Below are 21465 nucleotides of genomic sequence, written 5' to 3' on the forward strand. Positions count from 1 at the left end.
TTTACCATCCCTTAAAGAACCTGAAGGTTTTTACAAAGTCCCGGAGGAGACCGGTGAGGCCACGCCTCTTTCTAAACAACCCAAAGATTTCCTGGAAGACCTCCTCCTTGGCCCGTCCCTGGGCGGAAAGATAGAGATGCAGCACCCGATTGATGATTTCCGGATAATCCGCAAATAGACTCCGGTTCTCTCGTAGGAACTTCTTGAGCCTGCGGAAATACTTTAGATCCCGGTAGATATAGCTTTCCCTGAAGGCCTCCTCATAGAGTTTGAGCGTCTCGTGGCCAAAGTCTCCTTTCTCATGGGCGAAGACCGCGGCCTTCCCAGCCATGATACCGGAGTAGATGGCCAGATTGGTACCCTCCCTGAAGAGCGGGTTCACCAGGCCAGCGGCGTCTCCTACTACCATGACCCCTTCGCCGCAAAGCCTCGGAAGACCCTCAAGTCCCCATTCTGGAATGAGATGGGCCCCGTACTCCAGGGTTTCTCCCCCTGAAAGTAGCCTAGCCATAACAGGATGTTTTTTAAGATTTTCCAAAAGCTCATAGGGCTTTAAGCCCTTTTCGGCAAAGTCCGAAAGAAAAAGCCCCACGCCCAAGGACACGGAAGTGGTGTTGGTGTAAAGGAATCCGCTTCCCGGAAAGCCCAGAGTGGCCTCCCCTAGGAGTTCCACCGCGAGGCCTTCATCCTCGGAAAGTCCGAAGCGTTTTTCTACCTCGCCCTTGGGAAGCTGGATAACCTCTTTTACTGAAAGCGCCACCTCCTCCGGGGTGAAATCCCGCGGAATGAGGCCGGCCTTCTGGGTAAGGAGACGATTTACCCCCTCAGAGATAATGGTCACCGGAGCTCGCACCTCGGCCAGCTCCGAACTCTCCCAGTCCCGTGGTCTATCAACTAATACTCCCGAGACTTTGCCGTTTGCACAGATGAGATCTAGAACCTTTACCTTGGGTATAACCAGTACGCCAGCCTCTTCGGCCTTTTGGGCCAGCCAGGGATCAAACCGGGCCCTGAAGGCCGTGTAAGCCCGGGGCGGTTTTTCATAAAGGCCCTTTTCCGTGTGAGTGATCTTCACCACCCCGTCTTCGGAAAGGAGCCACCAACCCTCCTCCGTTACCGGACGTTCAAAGGGGAGTCTTTTTTCCGAAAAGAGGTCCGGTGCGAGACTTAATACGGATTCCGTGTAGACCACACCCCCGAAGAGATTTTTGGCCCCGGCAAAACGTCCTCTCTCAAGAAGGATGACGGAAAGACCATGCCGAGCGCAGGTCATGGCCGCGGAAAGACCCGCTGGCCCTCCTCCTACCACTACTACATCGTAGCGGAAGCTATTGCTCATAACTTTTTTCCTTCTTAATGGCCTCGATAAGTTCCGGTAGGACTTCGTAAAGATCGCCTACGATACCGAGATCGGCAATCCTAAAAATGGGGGCCTCAGGATCGGTGTTCACCGCGATGATGAGATCCGAGTTTTGCATACCCACCCGGTGCTGAATAGCCCCGGAGATGCCACAAGCGATATAGACTCTGGGCCTTACGGTCTTTCCTGTTTGGCCCACCTGGTACTCGTAGTCGATCCAGCCGGCGTCTACTACCGCACGGCTGGCCCCTACTTCACCGTCGAGAAGCTCTGCAAGTTCGCGAAGGAGCTTGAAGCCCTCCGGACCTCCAAGTCCTCGGCCGCCGGAGACCACCACGTCTGCATACTCCAAATTGACGGTTTTTTCCTTAGGAATAAACCCTACTCGTTTTACTTTAACCTCGTTCTCTGAAAGACCGAGGTCTTCGCGTACGATCTCCCCCTGACGGGTTTCGTCTTTTTCAGGGAGTGGGAAGGTACGTGGGCGGACGGTTGACATTTGGGGGCGATGATCAGGACAGAGGATGGAAGCCATGATGTTTCCGCCAAAAGCCGGTCGGGTCATGATGAGGTTTTTGGTCTCCGGATCAATCTCAAGCCCGGTGACATCGGCAGTAAGTCCGGTTTCAAGCGCAGTGGCGATGGAGCCCGCGAGATCCCGTCCCATAGTGGTGGCGCCCAAAAGAAGAATCTCTGGACGATACTTTTCGCAGAGTTTAATGACCCCGTGGGCGTAAGTTTCGTTTCGGTAATATTCAAGGACGGGATCGTCTATCATATAAACCCTTTCGGCCCCGTAAGTGATGGCCTCCTTGGCGATGAGTTCCACCCCCTGGCCCAGAACCAAGGCCTCTACCTCTCCCGAAAGGGCTTCAGCTAGCTCTCGGGCCTTTCCCAGAAGTTCCCAGGAGACCGGATGTGCTTTACCTTCCTCCTGTTCCACAAAGACCCAGACTTTGGGTTTCACAGTACCCCCTTCTCTTTCAGGGCTGTAATGATTTTTTCCACCACCGTCGAAACTCCGGCTTCGGAAACAAAGATCCTTTCTCCAGGACTCTTGAGTTCCGGCGTGAAGACACGGTGGACCCGGGTGGGGGAGCCCTTCAGTCCTAATTTGGCCCTCTCAAGAGGTACCGGATTTTCCGCGGAAAAGACCTCTGGCTTGCTTTTGGCGGCTCGGATGAGTTCCGAAAGGGGCGAGAAAGGCGGCTCTCCCACTTCCCGGTCGCAGGTTATAAGCACCGGAAGCGGGGCCTTTAAAATCTCTATGCCCCTTTCAGTTTTCCGATGAACAACAATTTCTCGGGTCTCGGTATCTAGCTTTTCCACCTTTACTACGTAGGTGATAAGGGGTACCCCTAATCTACGGGCCACTCCAGGACCCACCTGGGCGGTATCCCCATCAATGGCTTGTTTGCCGAAAAGAAGCAGATCAAAAGGCGCCTCACCAGCCAAATACTTTATAGTTTCGGCCAAGGTGTAGCTGGTGGCCAGGGTGTCAGCCCCGGCGAACTTGCGGTCCGAAAGGAGGATGATCCGGTCAGCTCCATACTCCACGGCCTCTTTCAGGGCGGCTTCAGCTTGGGGAGGCCCCATGGTAATAACGGTAATCTTCGCACCGTAACGTCTCTTTAATTTCGAGGCTAGGGCTAAGGCGCTGGCGTCATAGGGATTTATGATGGAGGGTACGCCTTCCCGCACTAAGGTGCCGGTCTCGGGATTAATACGGATATTAGTGGTATCTGGGACCTGTTTTATGGAAACCAGAATGTTCATTTCCTTGGCTCCTCTGATTTTATAATGGCAGAAAGATCCTCAAAAATCAAGTAGCAGGTTGGCACTAGCACCAGGGTGATCACGGTGGCGAAAAGGACGCCGAAAGCCAGACTTATGGCCATAGGAATTAAGAATTTGGCCTGAATACTTTTCTCAAAGATCATGGGGGTCAAACCGAAGAAGGTGGTAAGGGTGGTTAGCATGACCGGGCGGAAGCGCCTGAGACAGGCGTTGACCACGGCCTCCCGAAGCGGCAGGCCCTCACGCCGTTGGCGATTTATAAGGTCAACCAGGATGATGGCGTCGTTTACCACCACCCCGGAAAGCCCCACGATACCAAAAAGACTCAGGATGGAAAGTGAGTGCCCCAGGAGGAGGTGCCCCAGAAAGGCCCCTACGATGCCGAAGGGGATGGCCAGCATGATGATCAGGGGCTGAGAGAAGGAGCGCAGGGGGATGGCGATCAGGGTGTAAACGAGGATGAGGGCCAGAAAGAACTCTTTTTTGAGCTCCTGCATGGTGCGGGTTTCCTCCCGTCCCTCACCTTCAAAGGAATATAGGAGGCCCGGGTAGCGTTCGGCGAGCTCGGGGAGGAGTTCGCTCTTTAGAATGCGGCGGGCTTCGCTTCCGGTAAGCTCGTTTTCGTCCACTTCGGCTCGCACATAGATTACCCGCTTACGGTTTAGGCGCTCAAGGGACACATACCCAGGGGCGAAAAAAGGGTCTGCGACCTCAAGGAAGGGGATTTCCCGCCCATCAGAAAGCCTTACACGCAGTCTTTTAAGGGTTTCGAGGGTCTCTCTTTCCTTCTCAGGAAGTCTTACCAAAACCGAGATTTCGTCCTCGCCCCGCTGAAATCGTAGGGCCTCGGCCCCGTAAAAGCTCGAGCGTACCGTACGGGCGATATCGGCCAGCGTGACCCCGAGGCTCTTGGCCCCAGGTTTTAAACGGAAACGCAACTCCTCTTTGCCCTCCACATGGCTGTCCTCCACGTCATAGACACCCTTTATCTTCGAAAGTTTGCTCTTCAACTCCTCGATCGCGGCCAAAAGCACCTCTTCTTCAGGATGCGAAAGAGCTACTTCTATGGGTTTCCCGAAAGAAAAGAGTTCTCCGGAGAAGGTAATCGAGTCGGCCTCCGGGATCGTCCCCACCGCCTTTCTCCAGGCCGAGACCAACGCCTTTACGCTTACGCCGGAGCGCTTTTCGGCTTCCACCAGCCGGATCTCGATTCCGGCGATATGACTCCCCATTTCCGGTGGCCCCCCGTGAGGCCCTGAAATGGTGGCCCCTACGGAAATTAGACTGTACTCGAGAAGTTTTTTCTCGTACTTTCGTTCGGCCTCGGCCACGACCTTGAGGCCTGCGGCCTCAATTTTCTTGGCCACGGAGAGGGTTTCCTCAAAAGGCGTTCCGGCAGGCATCCTCAAGGTGCATTTGAGTCGATTACCTTCCACCCTTGGGAAAAAGCTGAAACGGAGTTTGCCTCCGATCCAAAGGGAAAAGACCATCAAAAGTAAAGCCGTGAGGGCCGAGAGCGTAACCCAGCGAACGGAAAGGGCCTTAAAAAGAAAGGGCCGATACAGTTTCTCGACGAACCTTTCAAGGTTGTTTGAGAGGGCCGGTTTCTTTTTGGGGATTTTGGCCCCCATGAGATGGGTCGGGAGCACTAAAAGGGCTTCAAGCAGAGAACCCGCAAGCACCAGAATGACTACCACCGGGATCACTCGCATGAATCTTCCCATGGAGCCCACGCCGTAAAGGAGGGGCCAGAAGGCTGCGATGGTGGTAAGCACGGAGAAGATGACCGGATTCGCCACTTCTAGGGTGCCTCCCACCGCGGCCGAAAGCCGAGTTGCCCCGGCTTCCCGGTGTTTGAAGATGTTTTCTCCCACCACAATAGCGTCGTCCACCACGATACCCAGGACCAAGATGAAGGCAAAAAGGGAGATCATGTTGATAGAGACCCCGAAATGGGGCATGAGCCAGAGACCGAAGGCAAAGGAAATAGGAATCCCGAGGACTACCCAGAAGGCGAGATTGAGGTGCAGAAAGAGAGATAAGAGCACGATAACGATGACCATCCCGAGGGCCATATTTTTTAGGAGGAGCTTTATTCGTGACCAAAGGATGTCCGTGCGATCCCTCATGATCTCAAGCTTTAAGGGCGAGGGAAGGAGGGCCTGTATCTCCGGAAGATGGGTTTTAACCGTGCGCGCGATGTCAAGCACATTCTGTTCTCCGACCCGGAAAATCTCGATCACCGCCGCCGGTTTACCGTTGTAAAGGACGGCGTAGTCGAAACTGTCACGGAGTTCTTCACGGATCTCGGAAAGGTCTCGCAGATAGAGGGTTCCGCCCTTTTCACCGCCGAGGAGCCTTAAAGTCTCGTATTCCTCGCCGAAGTAGCGCTTGCCGCGGACCCTCACCAGGTATTCCTCGTGAGGGTTTTTTAGACGCCCGGCCGGAAGATCCAGGGATCCCCTCTGAACGAGTTCGGCGATGGCGGAAAGACTCAGGCCGTACTTCCGGAGTTTTTTTTCTGGAATTTCGATGTGGATCTCCCGGGGGAAAAGCCCGAAATAATCCACCTCGGTTATGCCCGGAAGGGCAAGGAGGTAGTCCTTTATCCTTTCGGTCCAATATTTGAGAGTTTCTTTGTCTACTTCGCCGGAGAGGACGAGGTTGATGACTTCGTGCCGGATAATGACCTTTTTCACGATGGGTCTTTCGGCCTGGGCGGGAAGAGTGGTGATGCCGTCTACCTCGGTCTTCACCTCGTCGAGAAGCTCCCGGGCATCCCAGCCCTCAAGGACCTCCACCGTGATGCGGCCCTCGCCCTCCCGCGCCACAGAGAGGATACGGTCAATCCCGGAAAGAGAGGCAATCCTTTCTTCGATGGGTTTTATGACCGACTCTTCAATCTCCTGGGGGGAGGCCCCTCGGTACTCCACCTTGATCACGATCTGGTCAGCGGCCACCTCGGGGAAGATCTCCACCTTGATGCTGAAAAGCGTAAGCACCCCGGCCGCAAGCACAAAAAGCATGAGGAGATTAGCGGCCACATGGTTTTGGGCAAACCAGGAGATAATCCCTCTCATTACCTTTCCCTTACGAGCATTCCGGAAACCGCGCCTCTCAAACGCTGAGCCACCACCTTTTCTCCGGCCGAAAGTCCTTCGGTTACGACCACCCGCTTTTCGTCCTCGTAAAGGACTTTAACTGGCCGCCTCTCAAGCCTTTCTTCGGAATTGACCACCCAGACGAAGGTCTCCCCGAGGTCCCGATTTAGGGCCTCTTTCGGAAGTATAAAGACCTCGGGAAAACTCCTCCCCAGTATTCTCACCGTGACGAAAACCCCCGGAAGGAGGGGAGGGGTTTGGGAGGATTCTTTGGCCCGGAGATAAAGGGGAAGGAGCCTCGTTTTTTCTTCCACTGCCCCTGCGGCCCGGATGATTCGGCCGGGATATCGAAAGACCGCTTCCCCGGCCTCCCAAAAGATTTCGGCAGGGGACCCCGGGGCCTTGGCGGGAGCATTAAGCCCCGGGACTGCTATGTAGGGCAGGAAGTGGTCAGCCACCGGGGCGTAGATCTCAAGTCCCGAGAGAGGGTAGAGCACGGCTAGGATCCTTCCCGGGCTGGCATAGCTTCCGACCTCAGCGTGGACCTCAAGGACGCGGGCTTTGTAGGGAGCCCGAATTTCCGTCCGTTTGAGGTCGGTCCGGGCCTTCTTTAAGGCGGCTCTTGCGGCCGAAACTGCGGCCCGGGCCTCGGCAAGCTGGGGCTTTTTGGCCACCAGTGGCGGAGGAGGGCTTTCGGGATGAAGGGCCCTCCACTCGGCCACGGAGCGTTCGGCCTCGGCCGAAAGCTCGGCAAGGACCCTTTCGGCCTGTTTGAGCTCGGCCTCGGCCCGGACCACTGCGGCTTCGTAATCCGTAGGGTCGATCTTTATCAGGACCTCGTCCTCAAGTACTACTTCGCCGGGAAGGAGTTTGGGGGAGACATAGATGATCTTTCCGGAGACCTCGGCCGAAAGCTCGATTTGACGCGGGGCCACCACCGTTCCGGTGGTCTCCACAGTGTAGGTGAAGGCCTGAGGCTTTACTTCCACAGTCTTTACCACTAGAACGGGTTTTTCCCTCCTTTTGGCCGGAGGCTTTGGACGAGAGGAAATGAGATGGTAAGAAATACCGAGACCCATCGCAAGGATCAAAGAAGCTGCAAGTGCCTGAAGTAGCCCCCTTTTTTTCATGATGCCTCCTTTCCTGGGAGACTGAATCCGCCTCCAAGGGCCCTAAAGAGGAAGATCCGGTTGAGGATGAGCGAACGCCGGGCCCGAAGGACCTTTCTTTGGGCCTCAAGAGTCTGGATCTTAAAATCCAGATAATCTGGAAGGGATATCAATCCCTTTTTGAAACGATTTTCGTAAAAAGAAAGCCTGAGGTTTGCGGCCGTAAGTTCTTTTTGAGTTTCTAAAAGCACCCTTCTCAGTTTTTCCTCGGAAAGGAGACCGAATTCTACCTCTCGAAAGGCCTCAAGCACGGTCTGGACGTACTCCTCCTCGGCCTGCCTTAAAATTTTTCTGGAGGCTTCTTCCTCGGCTTTTAGTTCGCCGGCATTAAAGAGGGGTTGAGTGAGATCGAAAGAAAGGGTCCAGAGGCGGTTTTGGCGCGAAAGAAGATCCGAAAGGGCGTTGGATACTCGTCCCTCTTCGACGGTAAGCATCAAGTGGGGAAAACGGGCCGCCCGGGCGACCTTTACCATTTCGGCTGCAGCTCGAAGTTTGGCTTCCGCGGCCCGGATGTCCGGTCGTCTTTTAAGAAGTTCCGATGGCAGGCCTGGCGGAGGCGGTGAAATTTCAGACTTGCAAACCGAGGAGGTCTCTCGGATCTGGAAAGTCCCCGCGGGGTAGCTACCGGAAAGGAGCTCAAGTTCTTGCAGGGCCTCGCGAAGGGCCCGTCTGGTCTCCGGAAGTAAGGCCCTTAAAGCTGAAAATTTTTTTTCCTCCTCAAGAAGGCGGGCCGCCGGGAAAAGACCAACCTCAAAACGTTTTCGTAGGAGTGAAAGGCGTTTCTCTGAGACCTTGACTTCCTCTGAGAGGACCTTGAGCTCGCAGTTATAAAAGGCGGCCTCGAGATAGCGGGAGACTGCCTCAGCCGCAAGGCTCTGGGCCAGGGCCAAACGAGACTCCTCGGCGGAGAGAACTTCGAAATAGGCTGCTTTTTCCGCGGAAGAAAGCCTCCGCCAGAGGTCAACCTCGTAGGAGGCTAGAACAGCCCCCTGAAACTCTCCATAAATAAAGCCTTGTGGAGGACCGATGCCTCTCGACAAGCGCGTCCGGGAACGTCTTCCCGAAAAATCGAGGTTTACTTCTGGAAACCTTTCGGCCCTGGCCTTTTTGAGCCTTGCCGAAAGCTCCTCTATTCGGAAGCGGGCCTTGGTTAGATCGTGATTTGCGGAAAGGACCTTTTCTACCAAACGGTTAAGCTCTTCAATCTCGAAAATCTCCCACCATCTTTCGGGAAGTTGGGGCAAAGTGGAGTTAGCCGGGGAATTGGCGAAGCTTTCAGGAAGAGGCGGCAGATCTCTTTTTATTTCGACCTTCGGGGCACAGGCCGAAAAAAATATCAGTAAGAAAAGGAAGGCCTTGGCCTTTTTCATGCTGCAAGTCCTTTGAGGCCCATTAAAGAGAAGGCCTTTATATGTTCGATGATTTCGTCTTTTAGGTTTTCGGACGAAGGTTCTCTGAGAAAATCTCGAACAATAGGCCAGGCAAAATTGAAGTAGAGGATTTGCCCGATAAGGCTGAAGACTGCAAGCCGGACCTTCCGTTCCGAGAGATCCGCCGGCAGATGGGCCTTTAAGGCCTCACCTATGGCCTCAAGAAGAGGTCTCAGGCCCTCGGCCAACATGAGATCAAAGGCCTCGGTGGGCTGGGCCAGCTCCTGAGCCAGAAGCCGCCTGTGCCGCCATCTTTCTCTTTCCGAAAAAGGATTTTCGAAAAAGGCCCTGATTAGGGCTACAATAACTCCTTCGAGCCCTTGGTGAGTGCTTTTGAGATTTTTCAAAAATTCCTCCTTTACCTTGCGGGTTCTCGGAAGCCATCTTTCTTTTATCACCGCGAGGTAAAGTTTCTTCTTGCCTCCGAAGTGGTAGTTTACCGCCGCTACGTTGCAGCCCGCCTGCGAAGTGATCTCTCGAACTCCAGCCTCCGCAAAGCCCCGCTTGGCAAAGATCTCTTCGGCTATCTCAAGGAGTCTTTCCCGTAAATCCGATCTTTCCATACGTTCTTATGTATCAAACAAATGTTTGAAACGCAAGTTTGACTTGCACAAATCGGGTTGTGGTGGTAAAAAAGCGACTCAAATTAAGAACACACGCCCGAATTTTGGGCCCTCGGGGGTGTCCGGTCTAGTCCGGATGGCGAGGGCCTGGGGCGGAGGACAAAACCCCAAAGGAGGTAGTTCAATGTCTCACCTTACCATGAAACAACTCCTCGAGGCCGGAGTGCATTTCGGTCATCAGACCCGTCGCTGGAACCCCAAGATGAAACCTTTTATCTTTGGGGAGAGAAACGGTATCCACATCATTGATCTTCAGCAGACTCTCAAATACTTTGAGACCGCCTATGAGTTCGTGGTGAATACAGTGGCCGAGGGTGGAAAAATCCTCTTTGTGGGTACCAAAAAGCAGGCCCAAGACACCATTCGAGAGGAGGCCCAGCGATGTGGCATGTATTATGTGGATCATCGCTGGTTGGGAGGAACGCTTACCAATTTTAAGACCATCCGGCAGAGCGTGGAAAAGCTCAAACGCATTGAGCAGTGGATGGAGGACGGAACTATTGAAAGATTTCCAAAAAAAGAGAGGTTGAAACTTGAGCGACTGCGTCAGAAGCTTGAGCGGAACCTAGGGGGTATCAAGGACATGGAAAGCCTACCCCAGGCCCTCTATGTGGTGGACCCCAAAAAGGAAGAGATCGCAGTCCTTGAGGCTAGGAAGCTAGGTATCCCGGTGGTGGCCATTACCGACACCAATTGCGACCCGGATCTCATAGACTACATCATTCCTGGGAACGACGACGCCATTCGAGCCATAAAGCTTCTGACCTCCAAGATCGCAGATGCTGTCCTTGAGGGTCTTGAGATCTACCGGGAGAAGATGGCGGCCGAAAGCGACAAGGAGGCCGAGGAGACGGCGGCCGAACTTTCCGAGGAGGAGAAGGCCCAGGCCATCATCGAAGAGGTGCTTAAGGAAGAAGAGAGAGAGGCCGAGTTTGAGGAAGAGGCCAAGGCTATAGAAAAAGAAGAGGAATAGGGAGGTAGAGAAATGGCCGAGATTACTATGGAGATGATTAAGGAACTGCGGGCTCGCACCGCCGCCGGTTTCATGGACTGTAAAAAGGCCCTCCAAGAGGCCGGCGGTGATATGGAAAAGGCCGTGGATATACTAAGGAAGAAGGGGCTGGCCATTGCGGCCAAGCGGGCGGCCAAGGCCACCAGCGAAGGGGTGGTGGCAGCCTATATCCACGCCAACAATAAGATTGGGGTGTTAGTCGAGATTAACTGCGAAACGGACTTTGTGGCCCGTACAGACGAATTCAAGGAGTTTGCCCACAATGTGGCCATGCAGATCGCGGCCACCAATCCGGTGGCTGTGAGCCGTGAGGAGGTGCCTCAGGAGGTTCTGGAGAGGGAGAAGAAGCTTTACGAGGAGCAGGCCCGGGAGAGCGGCAAGCCCGAAAACGTGATCGAGAAGATCGTTCAGGGGAAGCTTGAGAAGTTCTATCAAGAGGCCGTGCTCCTTGAACAGCCTTATATCAAGAATCCGGACCTCACTATTCAGGATCTCTTGAATGAACTCATCACCAAGACCGGCGAGAAGATCGTTATTCGCCGCTTCGCTCGATTCCAGGTAGGTGAGGAATAGTGGAACCGAAGTATCGTCGAATTCTTCTAAAGCTCTCGGGTGAGGCCTTGATGGGCGAGGCGGGCTATGGCATAAGCCCGGAGGTGATGTTTAAAATCGCCCGGGAGATTGCTGAGGTTCATGCCCTAGGGGTCTCGATGGGAATCGTGATCGGCGGTGGCAATATCTTTCGAGGGATTTCCGGGGCGGCCAAGGGCATGGACCGGGCCCGGGCGGACTATATGGGTATGCTGGCCACGCTGATAAACGCCCTGGCCCTTCAGGATGCGCTGGAGCTTGAGAAGGTGCCTTCGCGGGTGCTTTCAGCGCTTGAGGTCCGGGCCGTGGCCGAGCCCTATATCCGAGGACGGGCCCTAAGACATCTTGAGAAGGGCAGGGTGGTCATTTTTGCCTGTGGTACGGGTAATCCTTTCTTTACTACTGATACTGCCGCCGCTCTCAGGGCCCTTGAGATCAAGGCCGAAGTCCTTTTTAAGGCCACCAAGGTAGACGGTGTCTATAGCGACGATCCGATAAAGAATCCCGCGGCTCAAAAATACAATAGCCTTTCCTATGACGAAGTTTTGAGCCGCGGCCTTAAGGTTATGGACGCTACGGCTATTTCTTTAGCTCGAGAATACGGCCTTCCGGTCTTGGTATTCGATATGCTTAAAAGCGGCAACATCAAGAGGGCCGTTTGCGGAGAAAACGTGGGTACGCTTATAGGGGGGTGAGAGGATGAAGGAACTTTTCGAGGACGGCCGACGGCGGATGGATAAAACGGTAAAGACCTTTAAGGAGGAAATGGCCCGGGTGCGTACCGGCCGGGCCTCGGTCAGCCTCCTTGAGGGTATCAAGGTGGATTATTACGGCACCAAGATGCCCATTCCCCAGATGGCCACCGTGACGGTTTCGGAAGGGCGCTATATTGTGATCCAGCCCTGGGATGTCTCCACCATCAAGAGCATTGAGAAGGCCATTATGGAGTCTGAGCTCGGGCTTACGCCTACTAGTGACGGACAGGTTATTCGGATTAACGTTCCTCCTCTTACCGAGGAAAGGCGTAAAGAGTTGGTTAAGCTGGTAAGAAAAATGGCCGAGGAAGCTCGAGTGGCCATAAGAAACATTCGACGGGAACTCATGGATGATCTCAAAAAAAAGAAGAAAGAAGGCGAGATCTCTGAGGACGAGTTTCACCGTTTTCAAGATGAGGTCCAAAAACTCACGGATGAATTCATAGGAAAGATCGAGAAGATCTTGGAAGACAAGGAAAAGGAAATCCTTACGGTTTAGGACCGGTGTCGGAACTTGATCCCGAAAGGCTTCCCCGTCATGTGGCCATTATCATGGATGGCAACGGCCGCTGGGCCAGACGTCGTGGTCTTCCGCGTTTTTACGGCCACCGGGAAGGGGTAAAGGTTGTCAAGCGCATCATCACCAAGGCCTGCGAGATACCCATTCCGGTCCTGACCCTTTATGCCTTCTCTCGCGAAAACTGGGAGCGTCCCCAGGAAGAGATCATGGTCCTGATGGAACTTTTGCGGACTTATCTCCGCGAAGAGCTTCCGGAGATGAAGACCAGGGGCATCCGGTTTAAGGTGATAGGGGAGAGGGAGCGGTTCCCTTCGGACATCCAGGAGATGATTGCCCGCTGTGAGGAGGAGACCGCCTCCTGTTCGCGTATGACTTTAGTTTTAGCCCTGAGCTACGGTGGCCGGGCGGAGATCGTCCGGGCGGTCAGACTGCTAGCCGAAGAGGTCAAGGCCGGTAAAGTCTCGCCAGAGGCCATAACGCCGGAAACCTTTGCCCGCTATCTTTACACCGCGGATCTTCCAGATCCGGATCTCCTCATCCGCACTAGTGGGGAGCAGAGGATCTCCAACTTTCTTCTATACCAATGCGCCTATACCGAATTTTATTTTACGCCGGTACTTTGGCCGGATTTTACGGAAGAGGAGTTTCTGAAGGCCCTTCGCGACTATCAGCGAAGGGAGCGCCGTTTTGGAAGGGTATGAGTGTCCATTTTCTGAGAGTCTTTACTGCCCTGGTATTGATTCCGCCTCTGGTGCTCTTTGTCCTCAAAGCCCCTCTATGGGCATTTTTCGTAGTTTCTGCCCTATGTGGAGGCCACGCCTTTAGAGAGTGGTGGGAAATGACGGCCTTTCCTCGGGGACTTTTTTGGGTGGGCACTTTGGTCTATTTCCTAGCCTTTCTTTTGGGATCAAAAAGCCTGTTCTTAGCTTTCTGGGTCCTTTTTTTAGGGCCAGCCCTTTATTTTCTTTGGCGATTCGAAAAAGAGGTCTTTCTTTCACAATTTGGTCGGGCTATTTCGGGGCTCTGTTATCTCTTCCTCGGTTTTTTCTCGCTGGCCTCCATCCCGACCTACCCTCATGGAAGGCTATATCTCCTATATCTCCTTCTCCTTATCTTTTCTGCGGACACCGGGGCCTATTATGGGGGAAGGCTCTTTGGAAGACACTCCTTTTTCCCTACCATAAGTCCTAAAAAGACCTGGGAAGGTTTCTGGAGCGGGACTTTCCTGGCAACGGTGCTGGGCTTTATCTTTTCTCGAAAGTTGGGACTATTCGGGGCCCGGGAGGCCTTGCTGGTAAGTTTTGTTCTTTCGGTCTTGGCCCCCTTGGGTGATCTTTTGGAATCTATGGTTAAGAGGGCCTGCGGAGTCAAAGACTCGGGTTGGATCCTTCCGGGACATGGTGGACTCTTAGATCGGGTAGATGCCTTGATTTTTATCACCCCACTTTTTTACGGATACCTCTCGGGAGGGATTTTTTGAAAAAACTGGTTGTTCTGGGTTCAACCGGTTCGGTAGGAAGACAGACGCTGGAGGTAGTCTCCGCCTTCCCGGAGAAGTTTAGGGTCCTGGCACTGACCGCGGCCTCGAACTGGAAACTCCTCGTAGAACAGGCCAGAAAATTCCACCCCCAGGCGGTGGTTATTCTCAAAAGTGAATATTACCCGCTTGTGCGTGAGGCTCTTCCTAAGGAGGTTGAGGTCTTTTCCGGAGAGGAGGCCCTTTGCGAGGTGGCCTCCTGGCCCGAGGCTGAACTCGTGGTCTCGGCCATCGTGGGGATGGCCGGTCTAAGACCCACCCTTTCGGCTCTCAGTGTCGGAAAGACAGTGGCCCTGGCCAACAAGGAGGCCCTGGTGGTGGGCGGAGACCTTATTCGGAGAGTCAGACTCAAGACCGGAGCCAGAATCCTTCCGGTGGACAGTGAACACTCGGCCCTCTTTCAGGTGCTCAAGGGACACCGTCGGCGGGAGGTCTCGCGCTTGATTCTCACGGCTTCCGGGGGGCCATTCCTCAGGACCCCTAAAGAACGGTTTTCGGAGATCACGCCCGAAGAGGCCCTGAAACATCCTCGCTGGCACATGGGCGCCAAGATCACGGTGGACTCGGCCACTTTGATGAACAAGGGCCTGGAGGTCATTGAGGCCCATCAGCTTTTTGGGGTTCCTTACCGGAGAATCGAGGTCGTGATCCATCCGGAAAGCATCGTTCACTCTCTAGTAGAGTTTAGGGATGGTTCAACTTTGGCTCAAATGAGCCTCCCGGATATGCGACTTCCCATCGCCTACGCCCTTTCCTATCCCGAAAGGTTGCCTCTTCCGTATCCTCGTTTGAACCTCTCCGAGGTCGGGCGACTGACTTTCGAGGCCCCAGATTTCGAAAAATTTCCCTGTTTGCGGATGGCCTATGAGGCCGGCGAGAAAGGCGGTTTTTTCCCAGTGGTCCTCAATGCCGCCAACGAGGAGACGGTGGCGGCCTTCCTTTCAGGAAGTATACGGTTTGACCACATTCCGCAGGTTATTGAGGAGACCCTCAACCGGTTTTCCTTTTCGGGAAAACCCGGTAGTTTAGAAGAAATCTTGAGGGCGGATGACCAGGCTAGAAGGAAGGCTCGACAGATAATAAAGGAGATGAAATGATCACCATCGTTGCGGCTCTATTTGTCCTTTCTCTTCTCATTCTAGTGCATGAATGGGGCCATTTTCTGGCGGCTAGGCTCTTTGGGGTAAGAGTGGAACGATTTTCCATCGGGTTTGGCCCCAGGCTCTGGGGGCTCAAGAAAGGGGATACGGACTTCTGTATTTCGGCGATTCCTTTAGGAGGATATGTCAAACTCCTGGGAGAAGGTGAAGAGGTTCTCTCACCTTCGGAGAAGCCTTATGCCTTTTCAGAGAAACCTCTTTGGCAACGGGCGGCCATTGTTTTCGCTGGACCTCTTTTTAACTTCTTTTTGGCCTGGCTGATTTTTTCTTTATTTTTTGTATTGAAGGGCAAACCCTACGTGCTTCCAGAAGTGGGAAAGGTTATGGCGGGAAGTCCGGCCGAGAAAGCCGGGCTTAAGGCCGGGGATCTGATCCTTGAGATCAACGGCGTGGCCGTAAAGACCTGGGAAGAGCTCACCCAAGAGGTTCGCCGGAGCGGTGGAAGAGATTTAAGCCTCACGATCAAACGAGGTGAAGAGACGTTGGTGGTTACGGTGGTCCCCGAGGTTAGAGAAGTCAAAAATCTTTTTGGAGAGACCGAAAGGGTGCCTGTGCTTGGCATAGTGGCTTCGGGTAGCTTTCGAACCGAAAGTCTTCCTATTTGGACGGCCTTCTGGGAGGGGCTGGCCAAGATGTTTTCGGTCACGAAGCTTACCTTCATGGCTCTAGTGAAGTTGATAGAGAGGGCGTTGCCCCTTTCCAGCCTTGGAGGGCCTCTGCTTATTGCTCAGATGGCCGGTGAGCAGGCCAAGCAGGGGTTTATGGCCCTGCTTCTTTTCTCGGGTGTCCTTTCCGTAAATCTAGGAATTATCAACCTTTTACCCATTCCGATGCTTGACGGAGGACATCTTTTCTTCTATACCCTTGAAGCCGTAAGAGGGCGTCCACTTTCACCTCAAACTCAGGAGAGGCTCCAGAAGATCGGCTTAGCGCTTCTTATAGCCCTTATGGTGCTGGTTTTTTATAACGATCTCGCGCGATTATTCCCTCGATGGATACCACAATTCAGGCCCCATTGATCCTGTCTTTTGAAACTTCGGGCGAGACCGGTGGGGTAGCCCTCTACCGGGAGCGCCTTTTAGGGGAGATCGTCCTTTCTGGAGCCGAGACCTATTCTCGTAGACTCCTTCCGGCTGTAGATTTCCTTCTGGAACATCTGGGCCTGTCTCTTTCGGAGGTTTCGGTCCTCGCGGTCTCTATAGGTCCGGGGAGTTTTACCGGCTTGAGAATTGGCTTGGCCACAGTGAAGGGTCTGGCTCTGGCCCTTAAGAAACCGGTAGTGGCCGTGGAGAGTCTCGCGGCCTTGGCGGCGCTCTTCCGTGAAAGTTCGTGCCCCCTCTGTCCAGTGTTTGACGCCAGAAGGGGAGAAGTTTATGCCGCCCTTTATCGTTTCAAGGATCAGGATCTCGAAACTCTCATGCCTCCGTCTGTCCTTTCGCCCGACGTTCTCTGCGAAAGGATCGAATCCCCTACTATTTTTTTAGGCGAGGGCTTGAGGGTTTATGGGAGCTTTTTCCAAGAAAAACTTGGTCCTAAGTTCATTCCGGCCCCGGGACATCTCCGAGAGGCCAGGGCCTCATCGGTAGCCTATCTTGCTGAAAGAAAGGTTAAAGCCGGGGAATTTGCAGATCCGGAAACGTTGGTGCCCCTATATTTGAGGCCTTCAGAGGCCGAAAGAAAGAAGGGCTTGAAGAATGTTTAGCTTCCTTGCTAAGCGCCTCGTATCGTTGGTGATCACCTTTTTCGGCATAACGCTCATAAGTTTTGCCGTCATTCACCTGGCCCCGGGAGGTCCGTTGAGTCCTATGGCGGAATTCAATCCCAAGTTCACTCCGGAAATGCGGGAGAGACTGAGGGCGGAATTCGGTTTGGATCAGCCCCTTTACGTGCAGTACTTACGTTGGCTTAAGGGACTATTCACTCTCGATTTCGGGCGCTCCTTTGCCCCTGATAGGCGACCGGTCTGGGAGAAGATCCGAGAACGTCTCCCGGTAACCATCCTCATCAATGCCCTTTCCATGCTATTGATACTGCTCATAGGTATTCCGCTTGGCGTAGCTTCGGCCGTAAAGGAAGGCCGTCTTTTCGATCGAGCAACTACGATATTAGTCTTTATTGGTTATGCTATGCCGGGTTTCTGGCTGGCCCTCCTTCTCATGCTCCTTTTTGGGATAAAACTAGGATGGCTTCCCATTTCCGGGCTCCACAGCCTTATGGGTTATGAGTCCATGGGTACCTGGGAGAAGATTCTCGATTGGGCCAAACACCTGATTCTTCCGGTTTTTGTGGCTACTTTCGGGGGGCTGGCTGGCATATCGCGCTACATGCGCTATAGCATGCTTGAGGCCCTTTCGCAGGACTACATTCTTACCGCTCGGGCTAAAGGTCTTTCGGAACGGGAGGTGGTGTACAAACACGCCTTGCGGAATGCCCTTCTTCCCATCATTACTATCTTGGGGCTTTCGGTTCCTGGTCTTGTGGGTGGAAGTGTCATTTTTGAGTCCATTTTCAGCATCCCAGGGGTAGGACAACTCATGTGGCAGGCGGTTATGGCTCGAGACTATCCGGTAATCATGGGTAACTTGGTGTTAGTTTCGGTGCTCACCCTTTTGGGCAACCTACTGGCTGATATCAGTTATGCCTTGGCGGATCCCCGTATTAGACTCGAAGGCCGATCCTGATGGAGACTTTCAGATTACTTTGGAGTCACCCTTGGGGAAGGCGCTCCCTTCTGGCCGCCGCGGTCATCATCTTGATAGCGCTGTTTGCGCCTTATATTGCCCCTTACGATCCTCTGGCTATCGACGTTCAACACGTCCTTGAACCGCCTACCCTTAAACACCCTTTGGGAACGGATCTCCTCGGACGCGACCTCCTCTCTCGGATGATCTATGGTACCCGCGTTTCCCTTGAAGTCGGACTGGTGGCGGTGGGTATTTCACTAGTCGTGGGAACGATCCTTGGAGCCCTCGCCGGCTACTATGGCGGACTGGTGGACACCGTGATCTCCCGCCTCATCGATATCATGCTCTGTTTCCCTTCCATTTTTCTGATTCTGGCGGTAATTGCCTATCTAGAACCCTCCATCCTCAATATCATGATTGTGATCGGACTTACGAGCTGGATGGGGGTAGCTCGATTGGTGCGGGCGGAGTTCCTGAGTCTTAGGGAGCGAGAGTTTGTGTTTTCAGCAAGACTGGCTGGGGCTTCGGATCTACGGATTATCTTTTACCATCTTCTACCTAACGCCCTGCCTCCCATTTTGGTCGCTGCTACTTTGGGGATCGGAAATGCTATTCTTATAGAGTCTGCTCTTTCCTTTCTCGGCCTCGGAGTGCAACCGCCCATACCATCTTGGGGAAACATGCTCACTGAAGGCAAGAGTTGCCTTGAGGTGGCCTGGTGGCTTTCGGTTTTTCCGGGGCTGGCGATCCTTTTTACCGTTCTCACTTTCAATCTCTTGGGAGAGACCCTTCAGGAAATCACTAATCCCAGAAAGAGACGTTTTTAGACCCTTGACTCTTGTTTTCTTAATACCTATTTTCTTTTTAGAGAAAATAATATAAGGAGGTGATAAAATGGCTGAGCTGGCCATTTGGCGTCCTCTTCAGGAATTAAGGCGAGAAATTGACCGTATTTGGGATGAATTTTTTGGAAGGACCCAGTTCCCCGAAAGGTGGGAGAGATTCGAATGGGCACCGGCGGTAGATGTCTCAGAGACTGAGGAGGCCGTAGTAGTGAGGGCGGACGTGCCGGGCCTTGAGCCGGAAGATCTGGAGATCAGTCTTTCTGGAAACTTCTTGACCATCAAAGGGGAAAAGAAGCAGGAACGAGAAGAGAAAAAGGAAAACTTTTACCGTATGGAGCGGCTCTATGGAAGCTTTGTGCGTTCCATCGAACTTCCGGCTGAAGTGGAAGCTGATAAGGTAGAAGCTACTTATAAAAATGGAGTTCTTAAAATAGTCCTCCCCAAAAAGGCGGAGGCCAAAGGCAAGACCATTAAAGTAAAGGTTGAAAAGTAGTACCTATAATTTACAGCTTTTTACCATAGAGCTGATGGCGTGTGCCCGGCACGCCAGGACATTAAATCACCCTTTCCTTCCGAGGAAGGCGTCTTCCTTGGAAGGAATGGGTTCTCCACAAATGCTGCATCTAGGTTGCTGGCCGTATTTCTTTTGAGCCTTCCACATTTCTTCGGCCAATTTTTTGGCTCCCATAGGTTTTGCCATTAAGGCCTTACCTCCACCAATTTTTGAACCGGAACTAAGGTTACTTGATCTATGAGATCTTTCCGATGATGTTTTAAGAGTTTTAGGGTTTGAGGATGAGGATGGGCAATAACTATCAAACGTCCTTGCTTTCTGGCTTTAGCTAACATATTTTCAAAACTTTTCTCAAGGGCAACTTCCTGTAGATTATTATCTAAAAAGTGCCCTCTTTCTGCAAACGGGATTTTAAGGCTTTGTGCCACGAAAGGAGCTATCGTGTAAGGTGTAGTGCGACTATCGATAAAGAAGAGGTGATTTTCTCGTAATACTTCCAAGACCCATTTCATCTTTAGGGGGTCTTGTGAAAAGAGTGAACCCATGTGCTGATTGGCCCCAGAAGCGAACGGGACTCTTGAGATCATTTCTCGGACTTTATCTTTGATTTCTTTTTCGGTCATAAAGAGTTTCAAGGTTCCGGGACCGGAATTTTTTTCGTTTTCGGCTTCCATAGGAATGTGGATCATGACGGTAAAACCTTTTTGGTGGGCCTCCCGGGCGAGTTTTTCAGTGAAGGGGGCATAAGGTAAAAAAGAAAAGTTTAGGGTTAAGCCTAGCTTAAAAAATTTCCTTTCGAGGATCGGCCGTTGGCCCATGTCATCAATAATGAGGGCTACCCTTGGTCTTTTGAAATTTTTAGGAGCCCTGTGACTTTTGGAAGGTTTGATTTGGGATGAGGCCAAGGGTTTGCCTTTAGGAATTTGGGGCCTTGTTGGGTAGACTTTTTTGGGCGTTCTAGGTCTCAAAACTGCCAGAAGAGCCAAGAGCGTGAAAAGAAGAAAGAGAAGGACCAACGCCCAGGCCAAGACCCCCGGAATAATACCAGGTTTTGATCTTCGGGACCTTTTTCGTTTGCTTTTAGGCAAATCAGTACTTGATTTGAGAGAAGGCCTTGAGACTCTTTAAGACCTTTAGGGCCTCTCTCAACTGAAAATCCTTTTTTAGTAGGTCTTGAGCCTTGGTAGTAGTTTCATTATCGGAGGTCTTTTCTGGATTTTCAAGATGGCCTTCAAGATCCTTTTCTCGAATAAGGGGATGATTCCGGAGGCAATCCGGCTTGATTTCCGGTATCTCAAGGTCAGGCTCGATGCCTTCGGCCTGGATGGATCGGCCACTCGGGGTGTAATACTGAGCGGTGGTGAGTCTTACTGCCGAGCCATCCGGTAGAGGAATAATAGTCTGTACGGAACCTTTGCCAAAGGTCTTGGTCCCGAGAATTACAGCCCGGTGGTGATCTTGAAGAGCTCCGGCCACGATCTCCGAAGCCGAAGCCGTACCGGCATTTACTAAAATGACAATGGGGTAGGCATGTTTGTGCCGATTGGGACGGGCCTTGAATTCGAAGTTCTGATCCTTCCGGCGTCCTTTGGTATAGACGATAAGGCCCTCGTCTAGAAATTCATCTGCCACTTCGACCGCGGCCTCCAACAGGCCTCCCGGATTGTTGCGCAGATCAAGGACCAGGCCCTTTAGAGGTTTGTTTTGTTTTTCAAGCTTTTGTAAAGCCTCCCGAAGTTCTTTGGCTGTTTTTTCTTGGAAGCTTGAAATCCTTACATATCCATAACCCGGCTCAAGGGTTTGAAAACGTACACTTTTAATGGGAATCACGTCTCGAACAATAGTGATGTCCTTTAATTCTTTGAAGCCCTCTCTGAAAATAGAGATGGTTACCTTAGTGCCTTTAGGCCCCCGAAGAAGCTTGACGGCTTCCATAAGGGATATGCCCTTGGTGGGCTTACCATTAATCTTTATGATTTTGTCTCCGGATTTGAGCCCCGCTTTCCAGGCAGGAGTGCCTTCAATGGGAGCTACTACCGTAAGTACACCATCCTTAATAGTGATTTCGATGCCTATACCTGTAAAGCTGCCTTTGGTTTCGATCTGGAGTTCCTTATAATCTTCTGGTTTGAGAAAAGAAGAGTGGGGGTCAAGATTGGCCAACATGCCTTCAATGGCCCCATAGATAAGATCTTTAGTGGCCACTTCTTTGACATAGTTTTCTTCTACCAGTTCAAGAACCTGAGAAAAGAGTTTTAAGGCTTCGTAAGGATCTTCCTTACGATTGGCCTCTTTGGCGTAAATGCAAGAGCATCCGAAGAAAGTCCATAACAACAGAATGATAACTGAGACTTTCCTTTTCATATT

Annotated in this window: 22 protein-coding genes; 12 read left to right on the plus strand and 10 right to left on the minus strand. The window is 52.6% G+C overall.

Annotated features, from left to right (window positions below; genetic code table 11):
* Position 1: 1 nt before the first annotated feature.
* From TDIS_RS03895 to TDIS_RS03925, 7 genes are read right to left on the minus strand one after another with little or no spacing between them, the layout of a single operon-like run.
* Positions 2-1339, minus strand: a complete 1338-nt coding sequence (locus TDIS_RS03895; RefSeq protein WP_068669512.1) for an FAD-dependent oxidoreductase — start codon at positions 1337-1339, stop codon at positions 2-4.
* Positions 1329-2327 (minus strand): electron transfer flavoprotein subunit alpha/FixB family protein, encoded by a 999-nt coding sequence (locus tag TDIS_RS03900; protein WP_068669514.1) that lies wholly within the window; start codon positions 2325-2327, stop codon positions 1329-1331. Before TDIS_RS03900 ends, TDIS_RS03895 begins: the two co-directional genes overlap by 11 nt.
* Positions 2324-3136 (minus strand): electron transfer flavoprotein subunit beta/FixA family protein, encoded by an 813-nt coding sequence (locus TDIS_RS03905; protein ID WP_068669520.1) that lies wholly within the window; start codon positions 3134-3136, stop codon positions 2324-2326. Before TDIS_RS03905 ends, TDIS_RS03900 begins: the two co-directional genes overlap by 4 nt.
* Positions 3133-6237, minus strand: a complete 3105-nt coding sequence (locus TDIS_RS03910) for an efflux RND transporter permease subunit (RefSeq protein WP_068669521.1) — start codon at positions 6235-6237, stop codon at positions 3133-3135. Before TDIS_RS03910 ends, TDIS_RS03905 begins: the two co-directional genes overlap by 4 nt.
* Positions 6237-7388 carry an efflux RND transporter periplasmic adaptor subunit gene (locus TDIS_RS03915; RefSeq protein WP_068669523.1) on the minus strand — a complete coding sequence of 384 codons (1152 nt, stop codon included), beginning with the start codon at positions 7386-7388 and terminating at the stop codon, positions 6237-6239. Before TDIS_RS03915 ends, TDIS_RS03910 begins: the two co-directional genes overlap by 1 nt.
* Entirely contained in the window at positions 7385-8797 is a 1413-nt protein-coding gene (locus TDIS_RS03920; protein ID WP_068669525.1) for an efflux transporter outer membrane subunit, read from the minus strand. The genes TDIS_RS03915 and TDIS_RS03920 overlap by 4 nt, the downstream gene beginning before the upstream one ends.
* The gene (locus TDIS_RS03925) at positions 8794-9420 is read right to left on the minus strand and encodes a CerR family C-terminal domain-containing protein (RefSeq protein ID WP_068669527.1); all 627 of its coding nucleotides are present in this window, start codon (positions 9418-9420) and stop codon (positions 8794-8796) included. Before TDIS_RS03925 ends, TDIS_RS03920 begins: the two co-directional genes overlap by 4 nt.
* Positions 9421-9604: 184 nt before the next feature.
* Here TDIS_RS03925 and rpsB point away from each other — a divergent pair, with 184 nt between their 5' ends.
* The 12 genes from rpsB to TDIS_RS03985 all read left to right on the plus strand — a co-directional run bounded on the left by rpsB (position 9605) and on the right by TDIS_RS03985 (position 19077).
* Positions 9605-10453 (plus strand): 30S ribosomal protein S2, encoded by an 849-nt coding sequence (gene rpsB, locus TDIS_RS03930; RefSeq protein WP_068669529.1) that lies wholly within the window; start codon positions 9605-9607, stop codon positions 10451-10453.
* 12 nt (positions 10454-10465) lie between these two features.
* Positions 10466-11065, plus strand: a complete 600-nt coding sequence (gene tsf, locus TDIS_RS03935; protein ID WP_068669531.1) for a translation elongation factor Ts — start codon at positions 10466-10468, stop codon at positions 11063-11065.
* Positions 11062-11778, plus strand: coding sequence for a UMP kinase (pyrH, locus tag TDIS_RS03940; protein WP_068669533.1), 717 nt, complete (start codon positions 11062-11064; stop codon positions 11776-11778). The genes tsf and pyrH overlap by 4 nt, the downstream gene beginning before the upstream one ends.
* A 4-nt stretch (positions 11779-11782) precedes the next feature.
* Positions 11783-12337 (plus strand): ribosome recycling factor, encoded by a 555-nt coding sequence (frr, locus tag TDIS_RS03945; RefSeq protein WP_068669534.1) that lies wholly within the window; start codon positions 11783-11785, stop codon positions 12335-12337.
* 5 nt (positions 12338-12342) lie between these two features.
* Positions 12343-13059, plus strand: a complete 717-nt coding sequence (locus TDIS_RS03950; protein ID WP_068669537.1) for an isoprenyl transferase — start codon at positions 12343-12345, stop codon at positions 13057-13059.
* Positions 13056-13838 (plus strand): phosphatidate cytidylyltransferase, encoded by a 783-nt coding sequence (locus TDIS_RS03955; protein WP_068669539.1) that lies wholly within the window; start codon positions 13056-13058, stop codon positions 13836-13838. The genes TDIS_RS03950 and TDIS_RS03955 overlap by 4 nt, the downstream gene beginning before the upstream one ends.
* Positions 13835-14992, plus strand: a complete 1158-nt coding sequence (locus tag TDIS_RS03960; RefSeq protein WP_068669541.1) for a 1-deoxy-D-xylulose-5-phosphate reductoisomerase — start codon at positions 13835-13837, stop codon at positions 14990-14992. The genes TDIS_RS03955 and TDIS_RS03960 overlap by 4 nt, the downstream gene beginning before the upstream one ends.
* Positions 14989-16074 (plus strand): RIP metalloprotease RseP, encoded by a 1086-nt coding sequence (gene rseP, locus TDIS_RS03965; protein WP_068669543.1) that lies wholly within the window; start codon positions 14989-14991, stop codon positions 16072-16074. The genes TDIS_RS03960 and rseP overlap by 4 nt, the downstream gene beginning before the upstream one ends.
* Positions 16047-16757, plus strand: a complete 711-nt coding sequence (gene tsaB / locus TDIS_RS03970) for a tRNA (adenosine(37)-N6)-threonylcarbamoyltransferase complex dimerization subunit type 1 TsaB (protein ID WP_068669546.1) — start codon at positions 16047-16049, stop codon at positions 16755-16757. The genes rseP and tsaB overlap by 28 nt, the downstream gene beginning before the upstream one ends.
* Positions 16750-17736 carry an ABC transporter permease gene (locus TDIS_RS03975; protein WP_068669548.1) on the plus strand — a complete coding sequence of 329 codons (987 nt, stop codon included), beginning with the start codon at positions 16750-16752 and terminating at the stop codon, positions 17734-17736. Before tsaB ends, TDIS_RS03975 begins: the two co-directional genes overlap by 8 nt.
* Complete coding sequence (locus tag TDIS_RS03980; RefSeq protein WP_068669549.1) at positions 17736-18566, plus strand: ABC transporter permease; 831 nt, start codon at positions 17736-17738, stop codon at positions 18564-18566. Before TDIS_RS03975 ends, TDIS_RS03980 begins: the two co-directional genes overlap by 1 nt.
* A gap of 67 nt (positions 18567-18633) precedes the next feature.
* Positions 18634-19077 carry an Hsp20/alpha crystallin family protein gene (locus TDIS_RS03985; protein WP_068669551.1) on the plus strand — a complete coding sequence of 148 codons (444 nt, stop codon included), beginning with the start codon at positions 18634-18636 and terminating at the stop codon, positions 19075-19077.
* 66 nt (positions 19078-19143) lie between these two features.
* On the opposite strand, the gene TDIS_RS10995 is transcribed toward TDIS_RS03985, so the two are convergent.
* From TDIS_RS10995 to TDIS_RS03995, 3 genes are read right to left on the minus strand one after another with little or no spacing between them, the layout of a single operon-like run.
* On the minus strand, positions 19144-19284 hold the full coding sequence (locus TDIS_RS10995; RefSeq protein WP_153303750.1) for a hypothetical protein: 141 nt from the start codon (positions 19282-19284) through the stop codon (positions 19144-19146).
* The gene (locus tag TDIS_RS03990) at positions 19284-20186 is read right to left on the minus strand and encodes a divergent polysaccharide deacetylase family protein (RefSeq protein WP_084270947.1); all 903 of its coding nucleotides are present in this window, start codon (positions 20184-20186) and stop codon (positions 19284-19286) included. Before TDIS_RS03990 ends, TDIS_RS10995 begins: the two co-directional genes overlap by 1 nt.
* A gap of 1 nt (position 20187) precedes the next feature.
* Positions 20188-21462 (minus strand): S41 family peptidase, encoded by a 1275-nt coding sequence (locus tag TDIS_RS03995; RefSeq protein ID WP_068669553.1) that lies wholly within the window; start codon positions 21460-21462, stop codon positions 20188-20190.
* Between the last annotated feature and the right edge of the window lie 3 nt (positions 21463-21465).

The sequence above is a fragment of the Thermosulfurimonas dismutans genome (genome assembly GCF_001652585.1).
In the GTDB taxonomy this organism is placed as follows: Bacteria; Desulfobacterota; Thermodesulfobacteria; order Thermodesulfobacteriales; family Thermodesulfobacteriaceae; genus Thermosulfurimonas; species Thermosulfurimonas dismutans.

Bases quoted from the DNA above. Each gene is read 5' to 3' on its own strand.
- TDIS_RS03920 (WP_068669525.1), bottom strand. From the start codon at position 8,797: ATGAAAAAGGCCAAGGCCTTCCTTTTCTTACTGATATTTTTTTCGGCC.
- TDIS_RS03995 (WP_068669553.1), bottom strand. From the start codon at position 21,462: ATGAAAAGGAAAGTCTCAGTTATCATTCTGTTGTTATGGACTTTCTTC.
- TDIS_RS03905 (WP_068669520.1), bottom strand. From the start codon at position 3,136: ATGAACATTCTGGTTTCCATAAAACAGGTCCCAGATACCACTAATATC.
- TDIS_RS03910 (WP_068669521.1), bottom strand. From the start codon at position 6,237: ATGAGAGGGATTATCTCCTGGTTTGCCCAAAACCATGTGGCCGCTAAT.
- tsaB (WP_068669546.1), top strand. From the start codon at position 16,047: ATGGATACCACAATTCAGGCCCCATTGATCCTGTCTTTTGAAACTTCG.
- rpsB (WP_068669529.1), top strand. From the start codon at position 9,605: ATGTCTCACCTTACCATGAAACAACTCCTCGAGGCCGGAGTGCATTTC.
- TDIS_RS03915 (WP_068669523.1), bottom strand. From the start codon at position 7,388: ATGAAAAAAAGGGGGCTACTTCAGGCACTTGCAGCTTCTTTGATCCTT.
- tsf (WP_068669531.1), top strand. From the start codon at position 10,466: ATGGCCGAGATTACTATGGAGATGATTAAGGAACTGCGGGCTCGCACC.
- TDIS_RS03985 (WP_068669551.1), top strand. From the start codon at position 18,634: ATGGCTGAGCTGGCCATTTGGCGTCCTCTTCAGGAATTAAGGCGAGAA.
- TDIS_RS03895 (WP_068669512.1), bottom strand. From the start codon at position 1,339: ATGAGCAATAGCTTCCGCTACGATGTAGTAGTGGTAGGAGGAGGGCCA.
- TDIS_RS03925 (WP_068669527.1), bottom strand. From the start codon at position 9,420: ATGGAAAGATCGGATTTACGGGAAAGACTCCTTGAGATAGCCGAAGAG.
- rseP (WP_068669543.1), top strand. From the start codon at position 14,989: ATGATCACCATCGTTGCGGCTCTATTTGTCCTTTCTCTTCTCATTCTA.
- TDIS_RS03975 (WP_068669548.1), top strand. From the start codon at position 16,750: ATGTTTAGCTTCCTTGCTAAGCGCCTCGTATCGTTGGTGATCACCTTT.
- TDIS_RS10995 (WP_153303750.1), bottom strand. From the start codon at position 19,284: ATGGCAAAACCTATGGGAGCCAAAAAATTGGCCGAAGAAATGTGGAAG.
- TDIS_RS03955 (WP_068669539.1), top strand. From the start codon at position 13,056: ATGAGTGTCCATTTTCTGAGAGTCTTTACTGCCCTGGTATTGATTCCG.
- frr (WP_068669534.1), top strand. From the start codon at position 11,783: ATGAAGGAACTTTTCGAGGACGGCCGACGGCGGATGGATAAAACGGTA.
- TDIS_RS03980 (WP_068669549.1), top strand. From the start codon at position 17,736: ATGGAGACTTTCAGATTACTTTGGAGTCACCCTTGGGGAAGGCGCTCC.